Here is a 20,073-nt window from a genome sequence, read left to right as displayed (position 1 = left end):
AACGAGGCGCCACCACCGGGACAGTCGAGGACGCGGCCGCGCAGGTCGGCGTCGGTCAGGGCGAACATCGCGCGGTACTCGTCGAACGACCGGGCGCTGACCAGGAAGTCCCCGATGTCGGTCGCCCCGCGCAGCTCGCTCACCGGAGCTCCTCGACCAGGTGCACGAGCTCCAGGCCGGGGCGCACGGTCTCGCGGTGGGCGTCCACGTAGCCGTGCCGGCGGTACAGCCGCAGGTTGGCGGTGCTGCGTGCGCCGGTGAACAGGGCCGCCCGCGCGAGTCGCGTCGTCCGCTCCGCGGCCAGCAGCAGTCGCGTGCCGATGCCCCGGCCCTGCAGGTCCGGCGCGACGATGAGCCGGCCGACGTGCAGGACGCCGTCCCGCTCCTGGGAGCGCACCGCACCGACGAGCCGGCTGCCCGCACGTGCTGCCAGGCAGCTGCTGCGGGTGAGCTCGTCGGCGGGCTCGTCGAGGGTCTGGACCAGCGCCGGCAGCCGGACGTCGCCGTACAGCTGGGCCTCGGGGACGTAGGCGGCGCGTTGCAGGGGGAGCAGCTCGCCGGCCGCGTCGGGCTGCAGGGGGCGGAGCTCGATCGAGGGCACGGGCGGTCTCCCCGGACGGAGGTGGACCGGGTGCGCGGCCCACCGGGGACGGGTGGGCCGGACGACGAGGGCAGCCACCTACGGGCGGCGCCACTCCTGCGTCGTCGTCACGCCGGGGATCGTGCCAGCGCCAGGAGGTGGGGTCCACCCGGCCGCTACGGTGGCCCGCGTGCAGCTCACCGTCGTCGACCACCCGCTGGCCCGTGCCCGCCTGACCCGCATGCGGGACGAGCGGACCGACAACGCGGCGTTCCGCGCGGCGCTGGCCGAGCTGACCCAAATGCTGGTCTACGAGGCCACCCGCGCCCTGCCGGTCGCGGAGGAGCGGATCACCACGCCGGTCACCGCGACCACCGGCTACCGGCTGGCCGCGCCGCCGCTGATCGTGCCGGTGCTGCGGGCCGGGCTCGGGATGGCCGACACCGCGCACGGGATGCTGCCGGAGTCGCAGATGGGCTTCGTCGGCCTGGCCCGCAACGAGGAGACGTTCCAGCCGGAGGCGTACATGGCCTCGCTGCCGGCGTCGCTGGTGGACCGCGAGGTCTTCGTCCTCGACCCGATGCTGGCCACCGGCGGGTCGCTGGTGCACTGCTGCGGGCTGCTGACCGGGCGCGGCGCCACCTCGATCACCGTGCTCTGCGCGCTGGCCGCTCCCGAGGGGATCCGCCGTCTGGAGGGGAGCGGGCTGCCGCTGCGGGTGTTCACCGCCTCGGTCGACGAGGGGCTCAACGACAAGGCCTACATCGTCCCGGGCCTCGGGGACGCCGGCGACCGCCAGTTCGGGGCGGTCTGACCGTGCGCTTCGGGGTGCTCGGCACCGGCCACTGGGCACGGACGGTCCACGCGGCCGCCCTGGCCGGGCACCCGACCGCCGAGCTCGTCGGCGTCTGGGGCCGCGACCCGGTCAAGGCCGAGGAGGTCGGCGCGGACTTCGACGTCCCCGGCTTCTCGGACCTCACCGCGCTGCTCGACCGGGTCGACGCCGTGGCGATCGCCGTTCCGCCGTCGGTGCAGGTGGCGCTCGCCGAGCAGGCCGCGGCCGCCGGGAAGCACCTGCTGCTGGAGAAGCCCATCGGGCTCTCGCTCGACGAGGCCGACCGGGTGGTCGCCGCGGTGCGCTCCGCGGGCGTGGCCTCGGTCGTGTTCTTCACCTTCCGGTTCCAGGCCGGGACGTCGACCTGGCTCAGCCAGGCCGCCCGCACCCGCCTGGCCGGCGGCGCCGGCTCGTGGCTGAGCGCGCTGGCCGGCAGTCCCTTCGACTCGGCCTGGCGCCGTGAGCACGGCGCGCTGTGGGACATCGGTCCGCACGCGCTCTCGCTGCTGCTGCCCACGCTCGGCCCGGTGGTCGCCGTGCAGGCCGGGGCCGGCGCCGGCGACACCGTGCACCTGGTGCTGCAGCACGCCACTCCGCGTGTGACCTCGACGCTGACTCTGTCGCACACCGTGGCGCCCATGTCGACGGGCATCGAGTTCTTCGTGCACGGGGACGCCGGCCGGCTCGTGCTGCTGCCGGACACCGAGAGCCCGGTCGAGTCGCTCTCCGCCGCGGTCGACGAGCTCGAGGCGGCGGCGGTGACCGGCGGGACGCACCCGTGCGACGTCGGTTTCGCACGGGACGTCGTCGCGGTGCTGGCGACCGCGGCCCGCGCGCTGGAGTCCGGCTGCCGGGAGGCGGTTCCGGCCTCGGCGTGAGCAGTGCCGGCGTTCCTCGCGGGTTGCCGCCGCTACAGCACCGGCACCGCACGAGAAACCCCGGCAGTGGCCGCGCTCTCGCGCTGTTCCTGACGCCTTCGCGCTGCTGCAACGGCGCGGAAGCGCGCGCAACAGCGCAGGAGCGGTCAGTCGAAGGGGTTGGTGAGGACGGGACTGGCCTGCAGCACGGTGAAGGTGGCCGGCGGCCCGTCGGTGGTCGTGGTGCCGGGGACGTCGGCGGTGGCGCCCCCGTCGACGCTGTAGGTGCCGCTCCAGGTGGTGGTCAGAGCGGCGGTGTAGGTGCCGCTGCGATAGTCGTGGCTGATCGTGTGGTCCGGGTACGGCGAGCCGGGGTCGGTGGTCCGCAGGACGGTGCCGTCGCCGGTGTCCCAGGCGAAGGCGCTGGCGGTCGCGACGATGTCGACGGTGAAGCCGCGGATGTCCACGGTGAAGGTCTGGGTGGTCGGGCCGTCGGTGTAGAAGACGACGGGTAGACCGGCCAGCGCGTTGCCCGGTGGCTGCTGCTGGGTCGACAGGTCGGGCAGGGGGAGGGTCTGGAAGTAGCGGAACACCTCGCCCGGCGACGGCGGCGGGTTCAGCGCCGTGATGTCCACGCAAGCTCCGCCGTCGACAATCACAGGCCCGTAGGCGGCGCCAACTGGCGTTTCAGAACTCGGTGCTAGGTCTTCGACGGGTACGCGTCCTTCCTGGGCTAGTCGCTGTCTCTGGACAATCACAAACTGGATGACGCGGCTCTCGACCTGCGGGCATGCTCGGGTTCGGGAGTCACACGAAACTCCAGCTGCCGCGTCCTCGGCGGTGCAAGGTGTGCGCAAGTGCCACACAAAGAATGCTGGACCCGGTGGTGCGGCATTGGTAGCTAGCCGTACCGGGTCTGCGCCAGAGCCAAAGACATGGGCGGCTGAAACCTGCACAGCACTCTCGCGGAGCGCCGTCGTGGGACAGGAGATGCCATCGCACGTGACCGGTTCCTGCGCACGGGCGGAAGCCGCATTGAGGGTGATGACGATAAGACTGAGGACGCACGCGAAGAAGACCCGGTAACTCATTGAACAGAAAGCTGTGTCATGAGCCACGTCGCCCGGCTGGCGTCCCACCTAAGAAGGCCGCCGCTCGCGGGGCTCGATCGTTCGGGATAGCTGCGACCGTCGATATCGTCACCATCGGCTGTCACCGACAAGGGACTTTGAATGAGCGATAAAGCGAATTGGGCCTCGGTGTCGTTGATTACCGGCGTGGTGATCTCGGATATGCGCACGTCTCCGCCCTCATAGCGCTGCCCCCGTGCGTTGACGTCTCGTACCTGTTCGATAAGCAAGTGGCAGGTCTCGCAGTTCGAGCTGAGGTCGCTGAGGGCGGTCGGGTTGAGGGTTCGTAGGGCGTAGTTGTAGGCGTCCATGTAGTACCGGACGAAGGCCTCAGCACCCGCGGCGTCCTGCGTGCGGGCCTCGGCGGGCATCGGGAGGTCCGGCGGGCCGAGGGGCGGCAGTTCCGGCTCCGACGCGCTGGGCGAGGCGTCAGCCCCGGGCAGGGTGTCACTCGCCTCCTGCCGCTCCGAGCACCCGCTCAGCACGACCGCGCCGGCCGCGAGGCCCGCCGCGAGTCGCAGGGTCCAGCGCCGTGTCACCGTCGTCCACCCCCGTGTCGATCACCGGTCGGCCGGGAGACTACGGACCACCGCCGCCCCGAGCACGCGCCGCTGTGGACAACCACCCGAACGCATTGCCGGGGCTCCTCGCGTCCTGCCGGCGCTGCAGCGCCGGCAACCCGGGAGGAACGCCGGCAATGGCGGGCGTCAGACGCCCAGCGCCTCGGCGAGCTCCTCGAACGAGGCCACCGACAGGTCGGCGTCCGGGTCGCTGGACGGCGGCACGACGCGGCCGCCGAACTCGTCGGGCCGGTGCACGTAGGCCGTCCGCAGCCCCCGCGCCCGCGCCGCGGCGAGGTCGTCGAGGTGCGCGGCGACCATGACGACCGACGACGGGGGCACCCCGAGCAGCTCCGCCGCGGAGTCGTAGACCTCCGGGTCGGGCTTGTAGTGCCGCACGACCTCGGCGCCCAGCACGGCGTCCCACGGCAGCCCGGACCGCCGCGCCAGGTCCACCTGCAGCGCCACGTTGCCGTTCGACAGCGGGGCCAGCACGTACGAGCGCGCCAGCCGCCGCAGACCCGGCAGCACGTCCGGCCACGGGTCGAGGCGGTGCCAGGCGAGCACCAGCTCGTCGCGGACCTCGGCGGGGACGGAGGCCAGCCCGGCGTCCGCGAGCACCGCGGACAGCGACGCGCGGTGCAGCGCGTCCAGCGGCGTCCACGGCAGCTCTCCGGAGCGCACCTGCTCCATCGACGGCACGTACCGCTCGCGCCAGTCGTCGGCCAGGGCGGCCGCGTCCACCGACGGGCCCAGCAGCCGGCGCACCTCGCGGGCGACGCCGCCGCGCCAGTCGACCACCGTCCCGAAGACGTCGAAGACCAGCGCGCGGACGTCCACGGCGGTCACCAGCCCGCCAGCGACAGGAACTCGTCCTCCATGAGCGGGCGGACGGTGCGCATGTAGGTCCCGGTGACGTGTCCGTCGTCCCGGTACACCCAGGTGTTACCGACCAGCGCCGGGCACACGTCATCGGTGCAGAACAGGGAGCTGGTGTCCATCAGGCTCACCCCCGGGGGCAGGACGGCGTCGGCCGCCTCCAGCAGGTCGTCCGAGTAGACCCACGATCGCGGGGTCCCGCACCGGTCGGTGGCACCGCCCCGCTCGGCCACGCAGTCGGGGACGTCGTGCAGGTGCCGGGGGCTGTCCCGCATCGCGATCACCGGCAACCCGGCGTCCGAGAGCTGCTGCCACGCCTCGAGGAACCCCGGGGGCAGGATCTCCGGATCGGTCCCGTAGGCCGTCCGGGTCCCCACCGTGACCACGAGGTCGGGCTCCAGGGAGACGATGCGCTCCACCAGCCGGGACTGCCAGGCGACGCACCCCTCGTGCCCGGGCGTGCCCTCCTCGAAGAACTCGGACTGCGTCGAGAGGCTGCAGCCGGCGCGGATGAGCGAGACCAGCTGCCACCGGTGCCGCTCCGCGAGGTCGGCCAGCGGGGACAGCCAGTGGGCGGCGTGCGAGTCACCCACGATGACGATCCGGCGCTCGCGGTCGTCGGACCCGGAGAAGCAGAGCTCGGTCTGTGTCGGCACGGCGTCGGGCAGGTCGTCCTCCACGGTGCACCAGGCACCGGGCATGAAGGGGTGGTCGTCCCGGATCACCGACAGGGACGGCAGCGGCTCGACCCCGGAGATCCCACCGGTGGCCACGACGGGCGAGGAGAGGGCCACCGCGCCGGGGTAGTCCGGGTCGTCGGTCGCCGCGGCGACGCGGGCGGCCTCGCGGTCGAGCCAGACGGTGGTGCCGGCCCCCAGGGCGAGGAGGGGGACCGTGCCGGCCGCGACCAGGCTCAGCACGCGGACGGGGGACCGCCCGCGCAGTCGTTCGGCGGCGGGCTGTTCGACCAGGCGGTACGTGACCTCGGCCAGGACGAGGGACAGCAGGACCACCGCGGTAGCGCCTTTGATCGAGGGGTATTCGCGCCCGGTGTGCACCAGGTACAGCACCAGGACCGGCCAGTGCCACAGGTAGAGGGCGTAGGACCGGGTCCCCAGCCAGCGCAGTGATCGCAGTCCCAGCAGCCGGTGCACGCCGTGGCGCCCGCCGGAGTCGGCGACGAACAGCAGGGCCAGCGCGCACGCCACCGGCCAGGTGGCCTGCCAACCGGGGAAGGTGTGCGCCCCGTCCAGCACCGCGCCGCAAGCGACGAGCGCGACGATCGCGCCCCAGCCCAGCAGGACGCCGGTCCGCCGTCCCGGCCGGACCCCGCCGAGCGTCAGGGCCAGCAGGGCACCGGCGCCGAGCTCCCACAGCCGGGGCAACGTGGAGAAGTACGCCACCTGCTGGTCGGTCCACGTCGCCACCACCGACCACGCGAAGGACGCTGCGGTGACCGCCGCGACGGCCAGGACGGCGGCCGGGCGGGCGAAGCGGCGCCGTCGGCCGCGGAACAGCAACGCCCCGGCGGCCACGACGACCGGCGCGGCCAGGAGCACCTGGACCTGGATCGACAGCGACCAGAACTGCTGCATCGGACTGGCGATGGCGTTGCTGGCTGCGTAGTCGACCGCCTCGGCGACCAGGTGGCGGTTCTCGGTGAACGTCGCCGAGGCGAGCAGGTGCCCGGCGAGCTCCCGCCACCGCGTCTCCGGCAGAACGAGGGCGCTGGCGGCCACGGTGCCGGCCAGGACCAGCACGGCCGGGGGGACCAACCGGGACAGGGTCCGCGTGATCGACGTCAGAGGGCGGACGCGGCCGCTCCGTGCCACCTGGCCGACCAGGCTGTGCACGAGGAAGAAGCCGCTCAGGGCCAGGAACACGTCGACGCCGCCGGACACCTGGCCGGTGGTGACGTGGTAGCCGACCACGAGTGCGACCGCCACCGCCCGGACCCCGTCGATCTCCGGGCGACGGGTGGCGTGCGGGTGGGCCTGGGCGGCGGGGGAGGGCTCGACGAGGACAGACATGGCGCCTCTCAGAGTCCCAGAGCGACCGCCATCTCCGACCGAAGCGCGTCGAGCTCGTCGGCACCCCGGCCGCGGGCGGCGATGATCCCGGCGTCCTCGTGCACCGGGACGACGGTCTCCAGGTAGGCCTTGAGCTTGGGCTCGGTGCCGCTGGGCCGCACGATCACCCGCACCCCGTCGCCGAGCAGCCGGACGGCGTCCACGGCGGGGGTCTCGTCGAGCAGGTCGGAGGCGACGACCGGGCGCCCCAGCAGCTGCGCAGGCGGCGAGGACCGCAGCCGCGCCATCATCGCGCCGATCCGGGAGAGGTCCTCGACCCGCACCGACAGCTGCCCGGTGACGAACAGCCCGTGCTCCAGCGCCAGCTCGTCGAGCCGGTCGGTCAGCGTGCGGCCGGAGGACCTGAGCTCCGCGGCCAGCAGCGCGACGGCGAGCGCGGCGGAGATCCCGTCCTTGTCCTTCACCACCTGAGGCGCCACGGCGTAGCCCAGCGCCTCCTCGTAGCCGAAGACCAGCGGCTCGTCGTCCGTCCCCGCCCGGACGATCCACTTGAAGCCGGTCGGCGTCTCCGCGAACCGGACGCCGTGCGCGGCGGTCAGCGCGTGCAGCAGCGAGCCGCTCACCAGCGACGCCGCGAACGTGCCGCGGACGCCGCGGCGCAGCAGCCAGTCGGCGAGCAGCCCGCCCACCTCGTCGCCGGTGAGCTGGCGCCCGCCGCAGACCACCGAGCAGCGGTCGGCGTCGGGGTCCTCGGCGATCGCCACGTCGGCGCGCACCCGCTCCGCCAGAGCGGTCAGCAGGTCGACCGCGCCCGGCTCCTCCGGGTTGGGGAAGGCGACCGTCGGGAACGCCGGGTCGGGCTCGTCCTGCTCGGGCACGCTCACCGGCGCCGCCAGGCCCGCGGCGGCGAACACCGACCGGGTCGTCCCCGCACCGACCCCGTGCATCGCCGTGTAGGCGACGACGAGGTGGTCGCGGTCCGGCACCCGGCCGGGGTCCAGCGCGCGGACGACGGCGGCCACGTAGTCGGCCTCGACGTCGTCCCCGAGGGTCAGCCAGTCGTCGGAGCCCGGCACCTCGCGCGCCGGCCCCACGGCGGCGATCGCCGCCTCGATCTCGCGGTCGGCCGGCGGTACCAGCTGGGCGCCGTCGCCGAGGTAGACCTTGTAGCCGTTGTCGTCGGGCGGGTTGTGGCTGGCGGTCACCATCACCCCGGCCGCGCAGCCCAGGTGCCGGACGGCGAAGGACAGCACCGGCGTCGGCAGCGGCCGCGGCAGCACCTGGACGGCGAACCCCGCGCCGGCGAGCACCTCGGCGGAGACCCGGGCGAACTCGTCGGAGCGCCGGCGCGCGTCGAAGCCGATGACCACGCCGCCGCCCGCGTGCCCGGCGTCGGCCAGCCAGCGGCCCAGGCCGGCGGCCGCGCGGGTGACCACGGCGGCGTTCATCCCGGCCGGCCCGGCGCGCAGCGGGCCGCGCAGCCCGGCGGTGCCGAAGGTCAGCGGCCCGGCGAAGCGGCGCTCCAGCTCGGCCCGGTCCTCCGCCTCGATCAGCGCCTCGATCTCGGCGCGGTCGCCGTCGTGCGGATCGGCGTCGGCCCAGGCGCGGGCGGTCTCGAGCAGGGTCACGCACGCTCCTCGAAGTGCTCGGCGTCGAACTCGGCCGTCGTGAACTCGCCGCCGACACGGCCGTGCACCGGATCGGCGAGGTCGGGCTCGCCGTGCACCTCGACCAGCGCCCCGGCGAAGACCTCCGCGTCGTCGGCCGGCTGGTAGCCCAGAGCGCGGGCGGCGGTGAGGTCCCACCAGGTGCGGCTGTTGGCCGAGACGCCCCACACCACGGCGAACCCGGGGGACGGCGCCCGCAGCGCGGCGTCGACCAACGACACCTGGTCGGTGGGGGAGAGCCACGTCGACAGGTGACGGGTCGTCGTCGGCTCGGGGAGGGCGGTGCCGATCCGCAGGCAGACGACGTCCAGGCCGTACCGGTCGGCGTACAGGGAGCCGAGCGCCTCCACCGCCACCTTGGACACCCCGTAGAAGGTGTCCGGCCGCGGCAGGCCGTCGTCCTCCCGCAGGAGACCGGACGCCGGGCGCGGGGTGAAGCCGGTGGCGTGGTTGCTCGACGCGAGCACCACCCGGGGGACGCCGGCCCGCCGCGCCGCCTCCAGCACGCAGTGGGTGCCGTCGATGTTGGCGTGCGAGACCGCAGCCCAGGTCGACTCGCTGGAGACACCCGCCAGGTGGACGACGGCCGAGGCGCCGGAGACGGCCTCGGCCATCGCGGCCGGGTCGGTCACGTCTGCGACGACGTGCTCCTCACCGGGGCGGGGATCGGCCATCGGGACGACGTCCAGCGAGCGCAGCGCCCAGCCTCGCTCCGGCAGGCCGCCGCGCAGCACCGCGCCGATCCGACCGGCCGCCCCGGTGAGCAGGACCAGACCGCTCACGCGGGCCTCCCTGCGGCGATCCCCGCGGGGATCGCCGTCACGGCAGCCGCCCGATGAGCTCGACGAGGAACTCGCCCAGCCGGCCGGCCGCCGCCTTGCCCGCCGCGAGCACCTCTTCGTGGTCGAGCTTCTCCCCGGTGATGCCGGCGGCGGCGTTGGTGACCATCGACAGGCCCAGCACCTCCAGCCCGGCGGCGCGCGCGGCGATGGCCTCCAGCGCCGTCGACATGCCCACCAGGTCCGCGCCGAGCGTGCGCAGCATCCGGATCTCGGCCGGCGTCTCGTAGTGCGGCCCGGGCAGCGCCGCGTAGACGCCCTCGGTCAGCGCCGGGTCCAGCTCTAGGGCCAGCGACCGCAGCCGCGCGGAGTACAGGTCGGTGAGGTCGACGAACGTGGCGCCGACCAGCGGGGAGCGAGCGGTGAGGTTGAGGTGGTCGCTGATCAGGACCGCCTGGCCGACCCGGTGGTCGGGCGCCAGCCCGCCGGCGGCGTTGGTGAGGACGACCGTGCGCACACCCGCCGCCGCCGCCGTCCGCACGCCGTGCACGACCGGCTCCACGCCGCGGCCCTCGTAGAGGTGCGTGCGGCCGAGGAAGAGCAGCACCCCGCGGTCGCCCACCCGCACCGAGCGGACCTCTCCACCGTGGCCCACCGCGGTCGGGGCGGCGAAGCCGGGTAGCTCGCCGATGGGGGCGCTTCCCTCGACGGTGCCAAAGGCGTCCGCGGCCGGGGCCCAGCCCGACCCCATGACGACGGCGACCTCGTGGCCGCCGCCGAGCGCGCTGGTCAGGTCGTCGGCCGCGCGGGCGGCCAGGGCGGCGGGGTCGTCGGCGGGGGGTGCGCTCACGCGGGAACGCTAGCCCAGCGCCCGCGCGGGTGACGGGGCACACGTACCCCAGGTGTCCCGTTGCGGGCGTGTCCGCTGGAGGCCGGAGGGCAGGCGGTCGACTGTGTCGAGGTGCAGCGCATCGACATCGACGGCGTGCCCGTCTTCACCACCGACGGCCCGGCGCGGACCACCGCCGCCCTCGTCTTCGGCGTGGGCCTGCGGGACGAGACGTTCGCGACCATCGAGGTGACCCACCTGGTCGAGCACCTGGCGATGGGGGCGCTGCCCAAGTCGCACCTGCGCTGCAACGCCGTCACCGACGTCGACACCACGACCTTCTTCGCGACCGGCCGGCCGGAGGCCGTGGGCGCGTTCCTGGAGGGCATCTGCCGCGCGCTGGCCGACCTGCCCACCGAGCGGATGGAGCTGGAGGTCGGCGTCCTGCAGGCGGAGAACTGCTCGACGGCGCACTCCACCCTCGGCGCGCTGTGGGCCGCCCGCTTCGGGCTGGTCGGCCCCGGCCTGGCCGTCGCCGACGGTCCCGGCCCGGAGTACCTCACCGAGGAGACCGTGCGGGCGCACGCCCGCCGCTGGTTCGTCCGCGACAACGCCGCGCTGTGGTGTGCCGGGCCGCTGCCAGCCGGGCTCCGGCTGCCGCTGCCGGGGGGCCCGCGTCCCGAGCGGCTCGTCCCGGCCCCGCGACCGCAGACCGGGCCGGTGTGGACCACCGGGCACGGCGCCGGCGTCGGCCTGCTGCTGTCCGCGGGCGGTGCGGGCGACCCCGCCCTGACGGTGGGCGTGGAGGTGCTCAAGGAGCGGCTCCGGGACACCGCGCGCCTCGCCCGCGGCCTGAGCTACTCCGTCGACTCGATGGCCCTGGACGTCACGGCCGACCGCCGCGAGGTCGCCGTCGTCGTCGACGCCCGCGAGGGCCGGGAGGACGCCGTGGCCGGCCTGCTCTGGCAGGCGTACACGGAGCTGTGCGCGTCGGGCCCGACCGAGGCGGAGCTCGCGCACGCGGTGGCCGGCTTCGAGGAGGAGCTGGACGCCGACGAGCGCGCCGTCGTGGAGTCCGAGCTGGCCGACGCCGCCTACTGCGCGGTCAGCGGCCTGGCGTTCCGCCCGGTGCAGGACGTCCTGGACGCGTGGCGGGCGATGACCCCCGAGCGGGTCGCGGCGGCGCTGCGCGGCACGGCACCCACGGCGATCCTGCACGTGCCCGAGGAGGTCGACTACGCCGGTCCCGGCGAGCCGGTCGAGCGCCGGTCCGTGTGCAACGTGCAGGACCGGCTGCCGGCAGGGGAGACGTTCCGCCCCTCGGCCCTGACCCGGCTGTTCTCCCGGGAGAGCCGGGTCGCCCTCGTGGTGGGGGAGCAGGAGCTGGCCCACCGCGACAGCGACGGCGACGTCCACAGCATTCCGTGGGAGCTGGTCGAGGCCGCGCTGCCCACCCAGGACGGGCGGGCCGTCTTCGTCGTCGGGCGCAACCTGTGCAGCGCGGTGGTGGACGAGGAGCGCTTCGGACGGCGGGCCGTCGCGGCGGTGCAGGCGCGCGTGCCGGTCGCCCGCTGGCTGCCGCGTCCGAGGACCGCGGCGGACGACCTGGTCGGGACGGCGTCCCCGGCGGCCGGGACGCCCGCTCGTCCCTAGACTGCCCAGGGTGCAGATCCCCTTCCGGTCCTCCGAGCGAGCCAGCCTCGGCGTCGAGTGGGAGCTGCAGCTCGTCGACGTGCGGACGCGGCAGCTGACCGCCGGGGCGGTGGAGATCCTCGAGGAGCTCCGGCCCGAGGGCGCCGAGGAGCACCCCAAGGCCAAGCACGAGCTGCTGCAGTCGACCGTCGAGGTCATCACCGGCGTCTGCACCACCGTCGCGGAGGCCAAGGCCGACCTGGCCGGCACCGTCGCCGAGGTGCGGGCGGCCGCCGAGCGCCGCGGCCTGGGCCTGATGTGCGCCGGCACCCACCCGATCACCGACTGGCAGACGCAGCAGATCTCGCCCAAGGAGCGCTACCTGCAGCTGGTCGAGAAGATGCAGTGGCTGGCCCGCCGGCTGCAGATCTTCGGCGTCCACGTGCACGTCGGCGTCCGCGCGCCGGAGAAGGCGATCCCGATCGTCAACGCGCTCACCCAGTACGTGCCGCACTTCCTGGCGCTGTCGGCGTCCTCCCCGTTCTGGGTCGGCTGCGACACCGGGCTGGCCTCGGCGCGCTCCAAGGTCTTCGAGGGGATGCCGACCGCGGGGCTGCCCTACCAGCTGTCGGGCTGGGACCGCTTCGAGGAGTACATGGAGACGCTGATCTCCACGCACGCCATCGAGAGCGTCCGCGAGGTGTGGTGGGACATCCGCCCGCACCCGGACTTCGGCACCGTCGAGCTGCGCATCTGCGACGGGCTGCCCACCCTCGACGAGATCGGCGCGGTCGCGGCGCTCTCCCAGTGCCTGGTCGAGCAGTTCGACACCCAGCTCGACCGCGGCTACACCCTGCCGGTCCCGGCGTCGTGGGTGCTGCAGGAGAACAAGTGGCGGGCGGCCCGCTACGGGCTGGACGCCGACATCGTCGTCGACGACAAGGGCACGGTGCGGCCGGTGCGCCAGGCCATCACCGACCTGGTCGAGGAGCTCGAGCCCACCGCCCGCCGGCTGGGCTGCGAGGCCGAGCTGGCCGACGTCCACCGGATCCTGGCCGTCGGCGCCTCCTACCAGCGGCAGCGCGCGGTCGCCGCGGCCTCCGACGGCGACCTGACCGCCGTCGTCGACAGCCTGCTGGCCGAGCTGCGGGACGGCCTGCCCACCAGCGGACCGGCCGACCGGCCGCCGGGGCCGGTGCCCGGCCCGGCCGACTGCACCGGGGGCCACGCGGCATGACGGGCACCGCGGCATGACGGGCTCCGCAGCGTGAGCGGCGCTGCCGGATGACCCAGTTCCCGGAGGAGCTGGGGACGGCGGTCGACGAGTGGGTCGCCGAGCGGCACCCGCAGCTGGTCGCCGTGCGCCGGCACCTGCACGCCCACCCCGAGCTGTCCTACGCCGAGTTCGAGACGACGTCCTTCCTCGAGCAGCGGCTGCGCAACGCCGGCCTGGACCCCAAGCGGCTGCCCTCCGGCACCGGGCTGGTCGTCGAGGTGGGCTCCGGGGACCCGGTCGTGGTGCTGCGCGCCGACATCGACGCGCTGCCGCTGGCCGACCTCAAGGACGTCCCCTACGCCTCCACCCGCGAGAACGCCTGCCACGCCTGCGGCCACGACGTGCACACCACCGTCCTGCTCGGCGCCGCGCTGGCCCTGAACTCGCTCGACGACCTGCCCGGCACCGTGCGCTGCGTCTTCCAGCCCGCCGAGGAGACCGTGCCGGGCGGGGCCACCGGGGTGGTGGCCGCCGGCGTGCTGGAGGGGGCCTCCCGCGCCTTCGCCCTGCACTGCGACCCCTCCCTCCCCGCCGGCAGCGTGGGCCTGCGCACCGGCGCCATCACCGCCGCCTGCGACCGGATGGACGTCACCCTGACCGGCCCCGGCGGGCACACCGCGCGCCCGCAGCTGACCGTCGACCTGGTCGACGCCCTCGGCCGGCTCATCACCGACCTGCCGGCGCTGCTGTCCCGGCAGGTCGACCCGCGCGCCGGGATGTCGCTGGTGTGGGGAGCGGTCAAGGCCGGGGTGGCGGCCAACGCCATCCCGCAGCGCGGCCACCTGAGCGGCACGGTCCGGGTGCTCGACCGCGACGCCTGGCAGGACGCCGAGACGCTGCTGCGCTCGCTGGTCGAGCGGGTGGCCGCCACCACCGGCGCCGACGTGGAGGTCGACTACGTCCGCGGCGTGCCGCCGGTGGTCAACGACCCCCGGGCGGTCGCGCTGCTGCGCTCGGCCGCGCTGGAGACGGTCGGCAGCGAGGGGCTGCGGCTGTCCCCCCAGAGCATGGGCGGGGAGGACTTCGGCTGGTTCGCCGACGTCGTGCCCATCGCGCTGGCCAGGCTGGGCACCCACGGCGGGGGAGCCCCGCTCGACCTGCACCGGGGCACCTTCGACGTCGACGAGCGGGCCATCGGGGTCGGCGTGCGGCTGCTGGCCCGCACGGCGCTGCACGCGCTCTCCGCCGACGCCGGCGCCCCGCCGCCCGGCCCGAAGCCGCACCCCAGCGGTTCCGGTCCGGGTGCGCGACGGTAGACACTGACGCCCACCAGCCGACGACGCCGGGAGCCCGACGATGAGTTCGCCCGATCAGCAGACCGCAGCACCGGCCGACGCCGAGGTGCCGGCCGAGCACGAGGTCCCCGACGAGCTCCCGCTCGCCGCCGGCTTCCCGGCCGCCACCCGGGAGGCGTGGCGGGAACTCGTCGCCGCGGTGCTGCGCAAGGCCGGGCGCGAGGAGCTGCCGGAGCCGGTCGAGGACGCGCTGCGGGTGCCGGTCGCCACCGGCGTCAGCGTGGCTCCGCTCTACACGGCCGAGGACGCCGGTGACCTGCCCACCGCGGTCGGCGTCCCGGGCCTGCCGCCGTTCGTCCGCGGCGGCCGGCCCGCGGTCGGCCCCGCCGGCTCGCCCGCCGTCTCCGCCGCCGGGGGTACCGAGGGGGGCGCGTCCGGCAGCTGGGACGTCCGGCAGCGGCACGCCCACCCCGACGTCGCGCTGACCCGGGAGGCGATCGCCGCCGACCTGGAGAACGGCGTCACCTCGCTGTGGCTGGCGCTCGGCGAGGGCGCGGTCCCGACCGACGCGCTCGGCGACGTCCTGGCCGACGTGTACCTCGACCTCGCGCCGGTGTCGGTCTCCGGGGGGATGCCGGCCGCCGAGGCGCTGCTCGCGCACGTCGCCGGCCGCACCGACCTCGCCCCCGGCGGCTCGCTGGGCCTCGACCCGCTCGGTGTGCACGCCGCCTCGGGAGAGGCGCAGGACCTCACCGGCCTGGTCGACGTCGCCCGCCGGGCGCCCGCGGGCTGGCGCACCGTCGTCGTCGACGGCACGGTCTTCCACGACGCCGGCGCCTCGGCCGTCGAGGAGCTCGGCTGCTCGCTGGCCGCCGGCGTGGCCTACCTGCGGGCGCTCACCGACGGCGGGCTGTCGGTCGACGAGGCCTTCGCCCAGCTCGAGTTCCGCTACGCGGCCAGTGCCGACCAGTTCACGACGATCGCCGCGCTGCGCGCCGCCCGCCGGCTGTGGGACCGGGTCGGCGAGGTCAGCGGGGCCTCGGCCGACGTCCGCGGTCAGCGGCAGCACGCCGTCACCTCCTCGGTGATGACGACCAGGCGCGACCCCTGGGTGAACATGCTGCGGACGACGGTCGCCTGCTTCGCCGCGGGCGTGGGCGGCGCCGACGTCGTCACCGTGCAGCCCTTCGACGCCGCCCTCGGCCTACCCGACGCCTTCTCCCGCCGGATCGCCCGCAACACCCAGAACCTGCTGGTCGAGGAGGCGCACCTCGCCCGCGTGCTCGACCCGGCCGGCGGCTCCTGGTACGTCGAGGCGCTGACCGACGCCCTGGCCGAGGCCGCCTGGAGCTGGTTCACCGAGATCGAGGCGGCCGGTGGGCTGGTCGCCGGACTGGACTCGGGGCTGGTGCGCGACCGGATCGCCGCCGCCTGGGACGCCCGCGCCGAGCGGCTGGCGCACCGCACCGACGCGATCACCGGCATCAGCGAGTTCCCCAACCTCACCGAGAAGCTGCCCGAGCGGCAACCCGCCGCGGATCTGCAGCCGACCGGGGGGCTGCCGCGGGTGCGGGCGGCGCAGGCGTTCGAGGAGCTGCGCGACCGCGCCGACGCCGCCCGGCAGGCGGGGTCGGAGCCGAGGGTCTACCTGGCCACCATCGGGCCGATCGCCCGGTACACCGCGCGGGCCAGCTTCGCCGGCAACCTGTTCCAGGCCGGGGGGGTGGCGACGCCGTCCGGCGACGGGGCCTCCGGCCTCGCCGACGCCGGGACGACGGTCGCCTGCATCTGCGGGACCGACAAGGACTACGCCGGGTCCGCGGCCGCGCTGGCCGCCGAGCTCCGCGCGGCCGGTGCCACGCAGGTGTGGCTGGCCGGGAAGCCGTCGCTGGCGGTCGACGGCATCGACGGGTACGTGTACGCCGGGTGCGACGCACTCGACGTCCTGCAGCGAGTCCACGAGCAGCTGGGAGTGCCGGCATGAGCGCGATCCCCGACTTCAGCGGCGTCGACCTGGGCCGCCCCGCGGCGGCCGCCTCGGCCGACGACTGGGCCAAGCGGTTCAAGGAGGCCACCGGTCGTGGCGTGGAGGAGGCGACCTGGGAGACGCCGGAGGGCATCGCCGTCCCGCCGCTGTCCACCCCGGCCGACCTCCGGGGTCTGGACTTCCTGCAGACCTACCCGGGCCTGCCGCCCTACCTGCGCGGGCCCTACCCGACGATGTACACCACCCAGCCGTGGACGGTGCGCCAGTACGCGGGCTTCTCCACCGCTGCGGATTCCAACGCGTTCTACCGGCGCAACCTCGCCGCGGGGCAGAAGGGCCTGTCGATCGCCTTCGACCTGCCCACCCACCGGGGCTACGACTCCGACCACCCGCGGGTCGTCGGTGACGTCGGCATGGCCGGGGTGGCGGTCGACTCCATCCTGGACATGCGGCAGCTGTTCGACGGCATCCCGCTGGACCGGATGAGCGTCTCGATGACCATGAACGGCGCCGTCCTGCCGGTGCTGGCGCTCTACATCGTCGCCGCCGAGGAGCAGGGGGTGAAGCACGGTCAGCTGACCGGGACCATCCAGAACGACATCCTCAAGGAGTTCATGGTCCGCAACACCTACATCTACCCGCCCAAGCCGTCGATGCAGATCATCAGCGACATCTTCGCGTTCACCTCGCAGCAGATGCCGCGGTTCAACTCGATCTCCATCTCCGGCTACCACATCCAGGAGGCCGGGGCGACGGCCGACCTGGAGCTGGCCTACACGCTGGCCGACGGCGTGGAGTACCTGGAGGCGGGCAAGGACGCCGGGCTGGACGTCGACGCGTTCGCGCCGCGGCTGAGCTTCTTCTGGGCGATCGGCATGAACTTCTTCATGGAGGTCGCCAAGCTGCGGGCCGGGCGGCTGCTGTGGGCGCGGCTGGTCAAGGACGCCGGCGCGCAGAAGGACAAGTCGCTGTCGCTGCGCACCCACTCGCAGACCTCGGGCTGGTCGCTGACGGCGCAGGACGTCTACAACAACGTCGTCCGCACCTGCCTGGAGGCGATGGCCGCCACCCAGGGGCACACCCAGTCGCTGCACACCAACGCCCTCGACGAGGCGCTGGCGCTGCCCACCGACTTCTCCGCGCGGATCGCCCGCAACACCCAGCTGCTGCTGCAGCAGGAGTCGGGCACGACGCGGGTGATCGACCCGTGGGGCGGCTCGGCGTACGTGGAGAAGCTGACCTACGACCTGGCCCGCCGCGCCTGGGCGCACATCGAGGAGGTCGCCGAGCACGGCGGCATGGCGCAGGCCATCGACGACGGCATCCCCAAGCTGCGCATCGAGGAGGCCGCCGCCCGCACCCAGGCGCGCATCGACTCGGGCCGGCAGCCGGTGATCGGCATCAACAAGTACCGGGTCGACGCCGACGAGGCGATCGAGGTGCTGCGGGTCGACAACGCCGACGTGCTCGCCCAGCAGAAGGCCAAGCTGGAGGAGCTGCGCGCCTCCCGGGACGACGGCGCGGTCCGCGAGGCGCTGTCCCGGCTCACCGACGCCGCGCGGGCGGCCGCCGAGGGACGGCGCGGTCGTGAGCTGGACGCGAACCTGCTCAAGCTCGCCGTCGACGCGGCCCGCGCCAAGGCCACCGTCGGGGAGATCTCCGACGCGCTGGAGGAGGTCTACGGGAGGCACGCCGGGCAGGTGCGCACCATCTCGGGTGTGTACCGCGAGGAGGCAGGAGCGTCCGGGCCGATGGAGGAGACCCGCAGCATGGCGGAGGCGTTCGAGGAGGCCGAGGGGCGCCGTCCCCGCATCCTGGTCGCCAAGATGGGCCAGGACGGCCACGACCGCGGCCAGAAGGTCATCGCGACGGCGTTCGCCGACCTCGGCTTCGACGTCGACGTCGGTCCGCTGTTCCAGACCCCCGAGGAGGTCGCCCGGCAGGCGGTGGAGGCCGACGTGCACGTCGTCGGCGTCTCGTCGCTGGCCGCCGGCCACCTGACGCTGGTGCCGGCGCTCAAGCAGGCGCTCGCCGACCTCGGGGCCGAGGACGTCATGATCGTCGTCGGCGGCGTGATCCCGCCCGACGACGTGCCGACGCTCAAGGAGATGGGCGCGGCCGAGGTGTTCCTGCCCGGCACGGTGGTCGCGGAGGCGGCGCAGCGGCTGCTGCGGACGCTGTCCGAGCGCCTCGGTCACTGATGGGCCGTTCCGTCGACGTCCCGGCGCTGGTCGAGGGCGTGCTGGCCGGCGACCGACGGGCCGTGGCGCGGGCGATCACGCTGGTGGAGTCGCACCGCGCCGACCACCGGGAGCGCGCGCAGGAGCTGCTGGTCGAGCTGCTGCCGCACGCGGGGTCGGCGCGGCGGGTCGGCATCAGCGGCGTCCCCGGCGTGGGCAAGTCGACCTTCATCGACCAGCTCGGCGTGACGCTGACGGCGGCTGGGTCGAGGGTGGCGGTGCTCGCCGTCGACCCGTCGTCGGCCCGCTCGGGCGGGTCGATCCTCGGGGACAAGACCCGCATGGCGCGGCTGTCGGTCGACCCGAATGCCTTCATCCGGCCCTCGCCGACGTCGGGCACCCTCGGCGGGGTCGCGCAGGCCACGCGGGAGTCGATGGTCGTCGTCGAGGCGGCCGGGTACGACGTCGTCCTGGTGGAGACCGTCGGCGTCGGGCAGTCGGAGATCACCGTCGCCGAGATGGTCGACTCGTTCCTGTTCCTGACGCTGGCCCGCACCGGTGACCAGCTGCAGGGCATCAAGCGCGGCATCCTCGAGATCGCCGACGTCATCGCGGTCAACAAGGCCGACGGACCCGGTGCCCCCGACGCCCGCAAGGCCGCCCGCGAGCTGGCCGGCGCGATCCGCATGCTGCGCGGCCACGGGGAGGACTGGCAGGTCCCGGTGCTCACCTGCGCCGGGCTGACCGGCGAGGGGCTCGACGAGGTGTGGGCCAAGCTGGTCGAGCACCAGGACCGGCGGAAGGCCTCCGGTGCGTTCGAGGAGCGCCGCCGCAGCCAGCAGGTGCGCTGGACCCGGCAGCTGGTGCGCGACGGCCTGGAGCACCGGCTGCGCGCGCACCCCGGCGTCCGGGCCGCCGCGCCGGAGCTGGAGAAGGCCGTGCTGGCCGGCGAGCTCACCCCGGCGCTGGCCGCGCGGCAGCTGCTGGAGACCTTCCTCCACGACTCCTGAGCCCCACCGCAGGCGCGAGTGCGACGAACCCGTGGCGATCAGGCGCCGAGGACCACGGGTTCGTCGCACTCGCCGCGGAAGCCACGGGGGAGGCGGCCGGCAGCTCAGACGCCGGTCGAGCGGCACTCCCGGGCGCGCAGCTCGACGAGGTAGTCGTCGGGCGCACCGGCGGCCTCGGCGGCGTCGGCGAGCGCGCCCAGGTACCGCGCCGAGGGCAGCCCGCCCTCGAAGGCGTCGAGCACGTAGACCCACGCCACCTGGTCGCCGGTGAGCGTGTGCACCCGCAGGTGCAGCTTCCGGTAGAGGCCCTGGTCGGCGCCCTCCCAGGCGTCGAGCGCCTCGGCGTCGGCGTCGGTGAGGTCGTAGAGGGCGACGAAGACGCCGGGGGACAGCGACTCGCCCGGCGTGGTGTCGTCCGGGACGAGGGTGGCCAGCGCCCCTTCCCAGCCGTACTCCTCGGCCCCGAAGGTCAGCCGCCAGCCCCTGATCCAGCCGGTGCCGGTGTGCGGGGAGGAGGGACAGCGCCGGAGCATCTGTGCGGGGTCCATGTTCGACCCGTACGCGGCGTAGAGGCCCATCACGGGGCAGCCTACGGCGGTGTGGCACG

17 protein-coding genes are annotated in these 20,073 nt (G+C 74.6%); 8 read left to right on the top strand and 9 right to left on the bottom strand.

The annotated features are described in order from the left end of the window. Positions 1-139 precede the first annotated feature (139 nt). Positions 140-601: a GNAT family N-acetyltransferase gene (locus tag GOBS_RS21470; RefSeq protein ID WP_012950368.1), complete on the bottom strand. Its 462-nt coding sequence runs from the start codon at positions 599-601 to the stop codon at positions 140-142. A gap of 169 nt (positions 602-770) precedes the next feature. On the opposite strand from GOBS_RS21470, the gene upp reads away from it, so the two are divergent. Together upp and GOBS_RS21460 are read left to right on the top strand one after the other, a co-directional pair. Then, positions 771-1,394 carry a uracil phosphoribosyltransferase gene (gene upp / locus GOBS_RS21465; RefSeq protein WP_012950367.1) on the top strand — a complete coding sequence of 208 codons (624 nt, stop codon included), beginning with the start codon at positions 771-773 and terminating at the stop codon, positions 1,392-1,394. Between the two features lie 2 nt (positions 1,395-1,396). Continuing rightward, positions 1,397-2,293, top strand: coding sequence for a Gfo/Idh/MocA family protein (locus GOBS_RS21460; protein ID WP_012950366.1), 897 nt, complete (start codon positions 1,397-1,399; stop codon positions 2,291-2,293). Positions 2,294-2,439: 146 nt separating this feature from the next. Here GOBS_RS21460 and GOBS_RS29035 read toward each other — a convergent pair whose 3' ends face one another. The 7 genes from GOBS_RS29035 to GOBS_RS21425 form a co-directional block, all read right to left on the bottom strand. Then, positions 2,440-2,907, bottom strand: coding sequence for a hypothetical protein (locus GOBS_RS29035; protein ID WP_243697564.1), 468 nt, complete (start codon positions 2,905-2,907; stop codon positions 2,440-2,442). A 452-nt stretch (positions 2,908-3,359) separates the two neighbouring features. Beyond that, positions 3,360-3,941 (bottom strand): DUF6318 family protein, encoded by a 582-nt coding sequence (locus GOBS_RS21450; RefSeq protein ID WP_012950364.1) that lies wholly within the window; start codon positions 3,939-3,941, stop codon positions 3,360-3,362. A gap of 168 nt (positions 3,942-4,109) precedes the next feature. After that, a complete protein-coding gene (locus GOBS_RS21445) occupies positions 4,110-4,811 on the bottom strand; it encodes a haloacid dehalogenase type II (RefSeq protein ID WP_012950363.1) in 702 nt (233 codons plus the stop codon). Further along, a complete protein-coding gene (locus tag GOBS_RS21440; RefSeq protein ID WP_012950362.1) occupies positions 4,808-6,871 on the bottom strand; it encodes an acyltransferase family protein in 2,064 nt (687 codons plus the stop codon). Before GOBS_RS21440 ends, GOBS_RS21445 begins: the two co-directional genes overlap by 4 nt. Positions 6,872-6,879: 8 nt before the next feature. Continuing rightward, the gene (locus GOBS_RS21435; RefSeq protein WP_012950361.1) at positions 6,880-8,499 is read right to left on the bottom strand and encodes a phospho-sugar mutase; all 1,620 of its coding nucleotides are present in this window, start codon (positions 8,497-8,499) and stop codon (positions 6,880-6,882) included. Continuing rightward, a complete protein-coding gene (locus GOBS_RS21430) occupies positions 8,496-9,320 on the bottom strand; it encodes an NAD-dependent epimerase/dehydratase family protein (RefSeq protein ID WP_012950360.1) in 825 nt (274 codons plus the stop codon). Before GOBS_RS21430 ends, GOBS_RS21435 begins: the two co-directional genes overlap by 4 nt. Positions 9,321-9,357: 37 nt before the next feature. Continuing rightward, positions 9,358-10,167: a purine-nucleoside phosphorylase gene (locus tag GOBS_RS21425; protein ID WP_012950359.1), complete on the bottom strand. Its 810-nt coding sequence runs from the start codon at positions 10,165-10,167 to the stop codon at positions 9,358-9,360. Positions 10,168-10,278: 111 nt separating this feature from the next. On the opposite strand from GOBS_RS21425, the gene GOBS_RS25795 reads away from it, so the two are divergent. From GOBS_RS25795 to meaB, 6 genes are read left to right on the top strand one after another with little or no spacing between them, the layout of a single operon-like run. After that, entirely contained in the window at positions 10,279-11,799 is a 1,521-nt protein-coding gene (locus tag GOBS_RS25795) for a peptidase M16 family protein (protein WP_166487480.1), read from the top strand. 10 nt (positions 11,800-11,809) lie between these two features. Further along, a complete protein-coding gene (locus tag GOBS_RS21415) occupies positions 11,810-13,015 on the top strand; it encodes a glutamate--cysteine ligase (protein WP_012950357.1) in 1,206 nt (401 codons plus the stop codon). Between the two features lie 47 nt (positions 13,016-13,062). Beyond that, on the top strand, positions 13,063-14,310 hold the full coding sequence (locus tag GOBS_RS21410; RefSeq protein ID WP_012950356.1) for an amidohydrolase: 1,248 nt from the start codon (positions 13,063-13,065) through the stop codon (positions 14,308-14,310). A 40-nt stretch (positions 14,311-14,350) separates the two neighbouring features. Further along, a complete protein-coding gene (locus GOBS_RS21405) occupies positions 14,351-16,273 on the top strand; it encodes a methylmalonyl-CoA mutase subunit beta (RefSeq protein WP_012950355.1) in 1,923 nt (640 codons plus the stop codon). After that, a complete protein-coding gene (gene scpA, locus GOBS_RS21400; RefSeq protein WP_012950354.1) occupies positions 16,270-18,477 on the top strand; it encodes a methylmalonyl-CoA mutase in 2,208 nt (735 codons plus the stop codon). Before GOBS_RS21405 ends, scpA begins: the two co-directional genes overlap by 4 nt. Beyond that, on the top strand, positions 18,477-19,466 hold the full coding sequence (meaB, locus tag GOBS_RS21395; RefSeq protein WP_012950353.1) for a methylmalonyl Co-A mutase-associated GTPase MeaB: 990 nt from the start codon (positions 18,477-18,479) through the stop codon (positions 19,464-19,466). The genes scpA and meaB overlap by 1 nt, the downstream gene beginning before the upstream one ends. 104 nt (positions 19,467-19,570) lie before the next feature. Here the strand turns inward: meaB and GOBS_RS21390 are convergent, their stop codons facing one another. Then, positions 19,571-20,044 (bottom strand): gamma-glutamylcyclotransferase family protein, encoded by a 474-nt coding sequence (locus tag GOBS_RS21390; protein WP_012950352.1) that lies wholly within the window; start codon positions 20,042-20,044, stop codon positions 19,571-19,573. Positions 20,045-20,073: the final 29 nt, after the last annotated feature.

Origin of the sequence: Geodermatophilus obscurus DSM 43160, from assembly GCF_000025345.1 — a bacterium.
Classification (GTDB): Bacteria; Actinomycetota; Actinomycetes; order Mycobacteriales; family Geodermatophilaceae; genus Geodermatophilus; species Geodermatophilus obscurus.
The sequence above is the reverse complement of the archived record's forward strand: the minus strand, read 5'-3'. Positions and strand labels throughout refer to the sequence as shown.

Excerpts from the sequence above, each read along its gene's own strand:
- GOBS_RS21390 (WP_012950352.1), bottom strand. The coding sequence starts at position 20,044 with ATGGGCCTCTACGCCGCGTACGGGTCGAACATGGACCCCGCACAGATG.
- GOBS_RS21440 (WP_012950362.1), bottom strand. The coding sequence starts at position 6,871 with ATGTCTGTCCTCGTCGAGCCCTCCCCCGCCGCCCAGGCCCACCCGCAC.
- meaB (WP_012950353.1), top strand. The coding sequence starts at position 18,477 with ATGGGCCGTTCCGTCGACGTCCCGGCGCTGGTCGAGGGCGTGCTGGCC.
- GOBS_RS21410 (WP_012950356.1), top strand. The coding sequence starts at position 13,063 with ATGACCCAGTTCCCGGAGGAGCTGGGGACGGCGGTCGACGAGTGGGTC.
- scpA (WP_012950354.1), top strand. The coding sequence starts at position 16,270 with ATGAGCGCGATCCCCGACTTCAGCGGCGTCGACCTGGGCCGCCCCGCG.
- GOBS_RS21405 (WP_012950355.1), top strand. The coding sequence starts at position 14,351 with ATGAGTTCGCCCGATCAGCAGACCGCAGCACCGGCCGACGCCGAGGTG.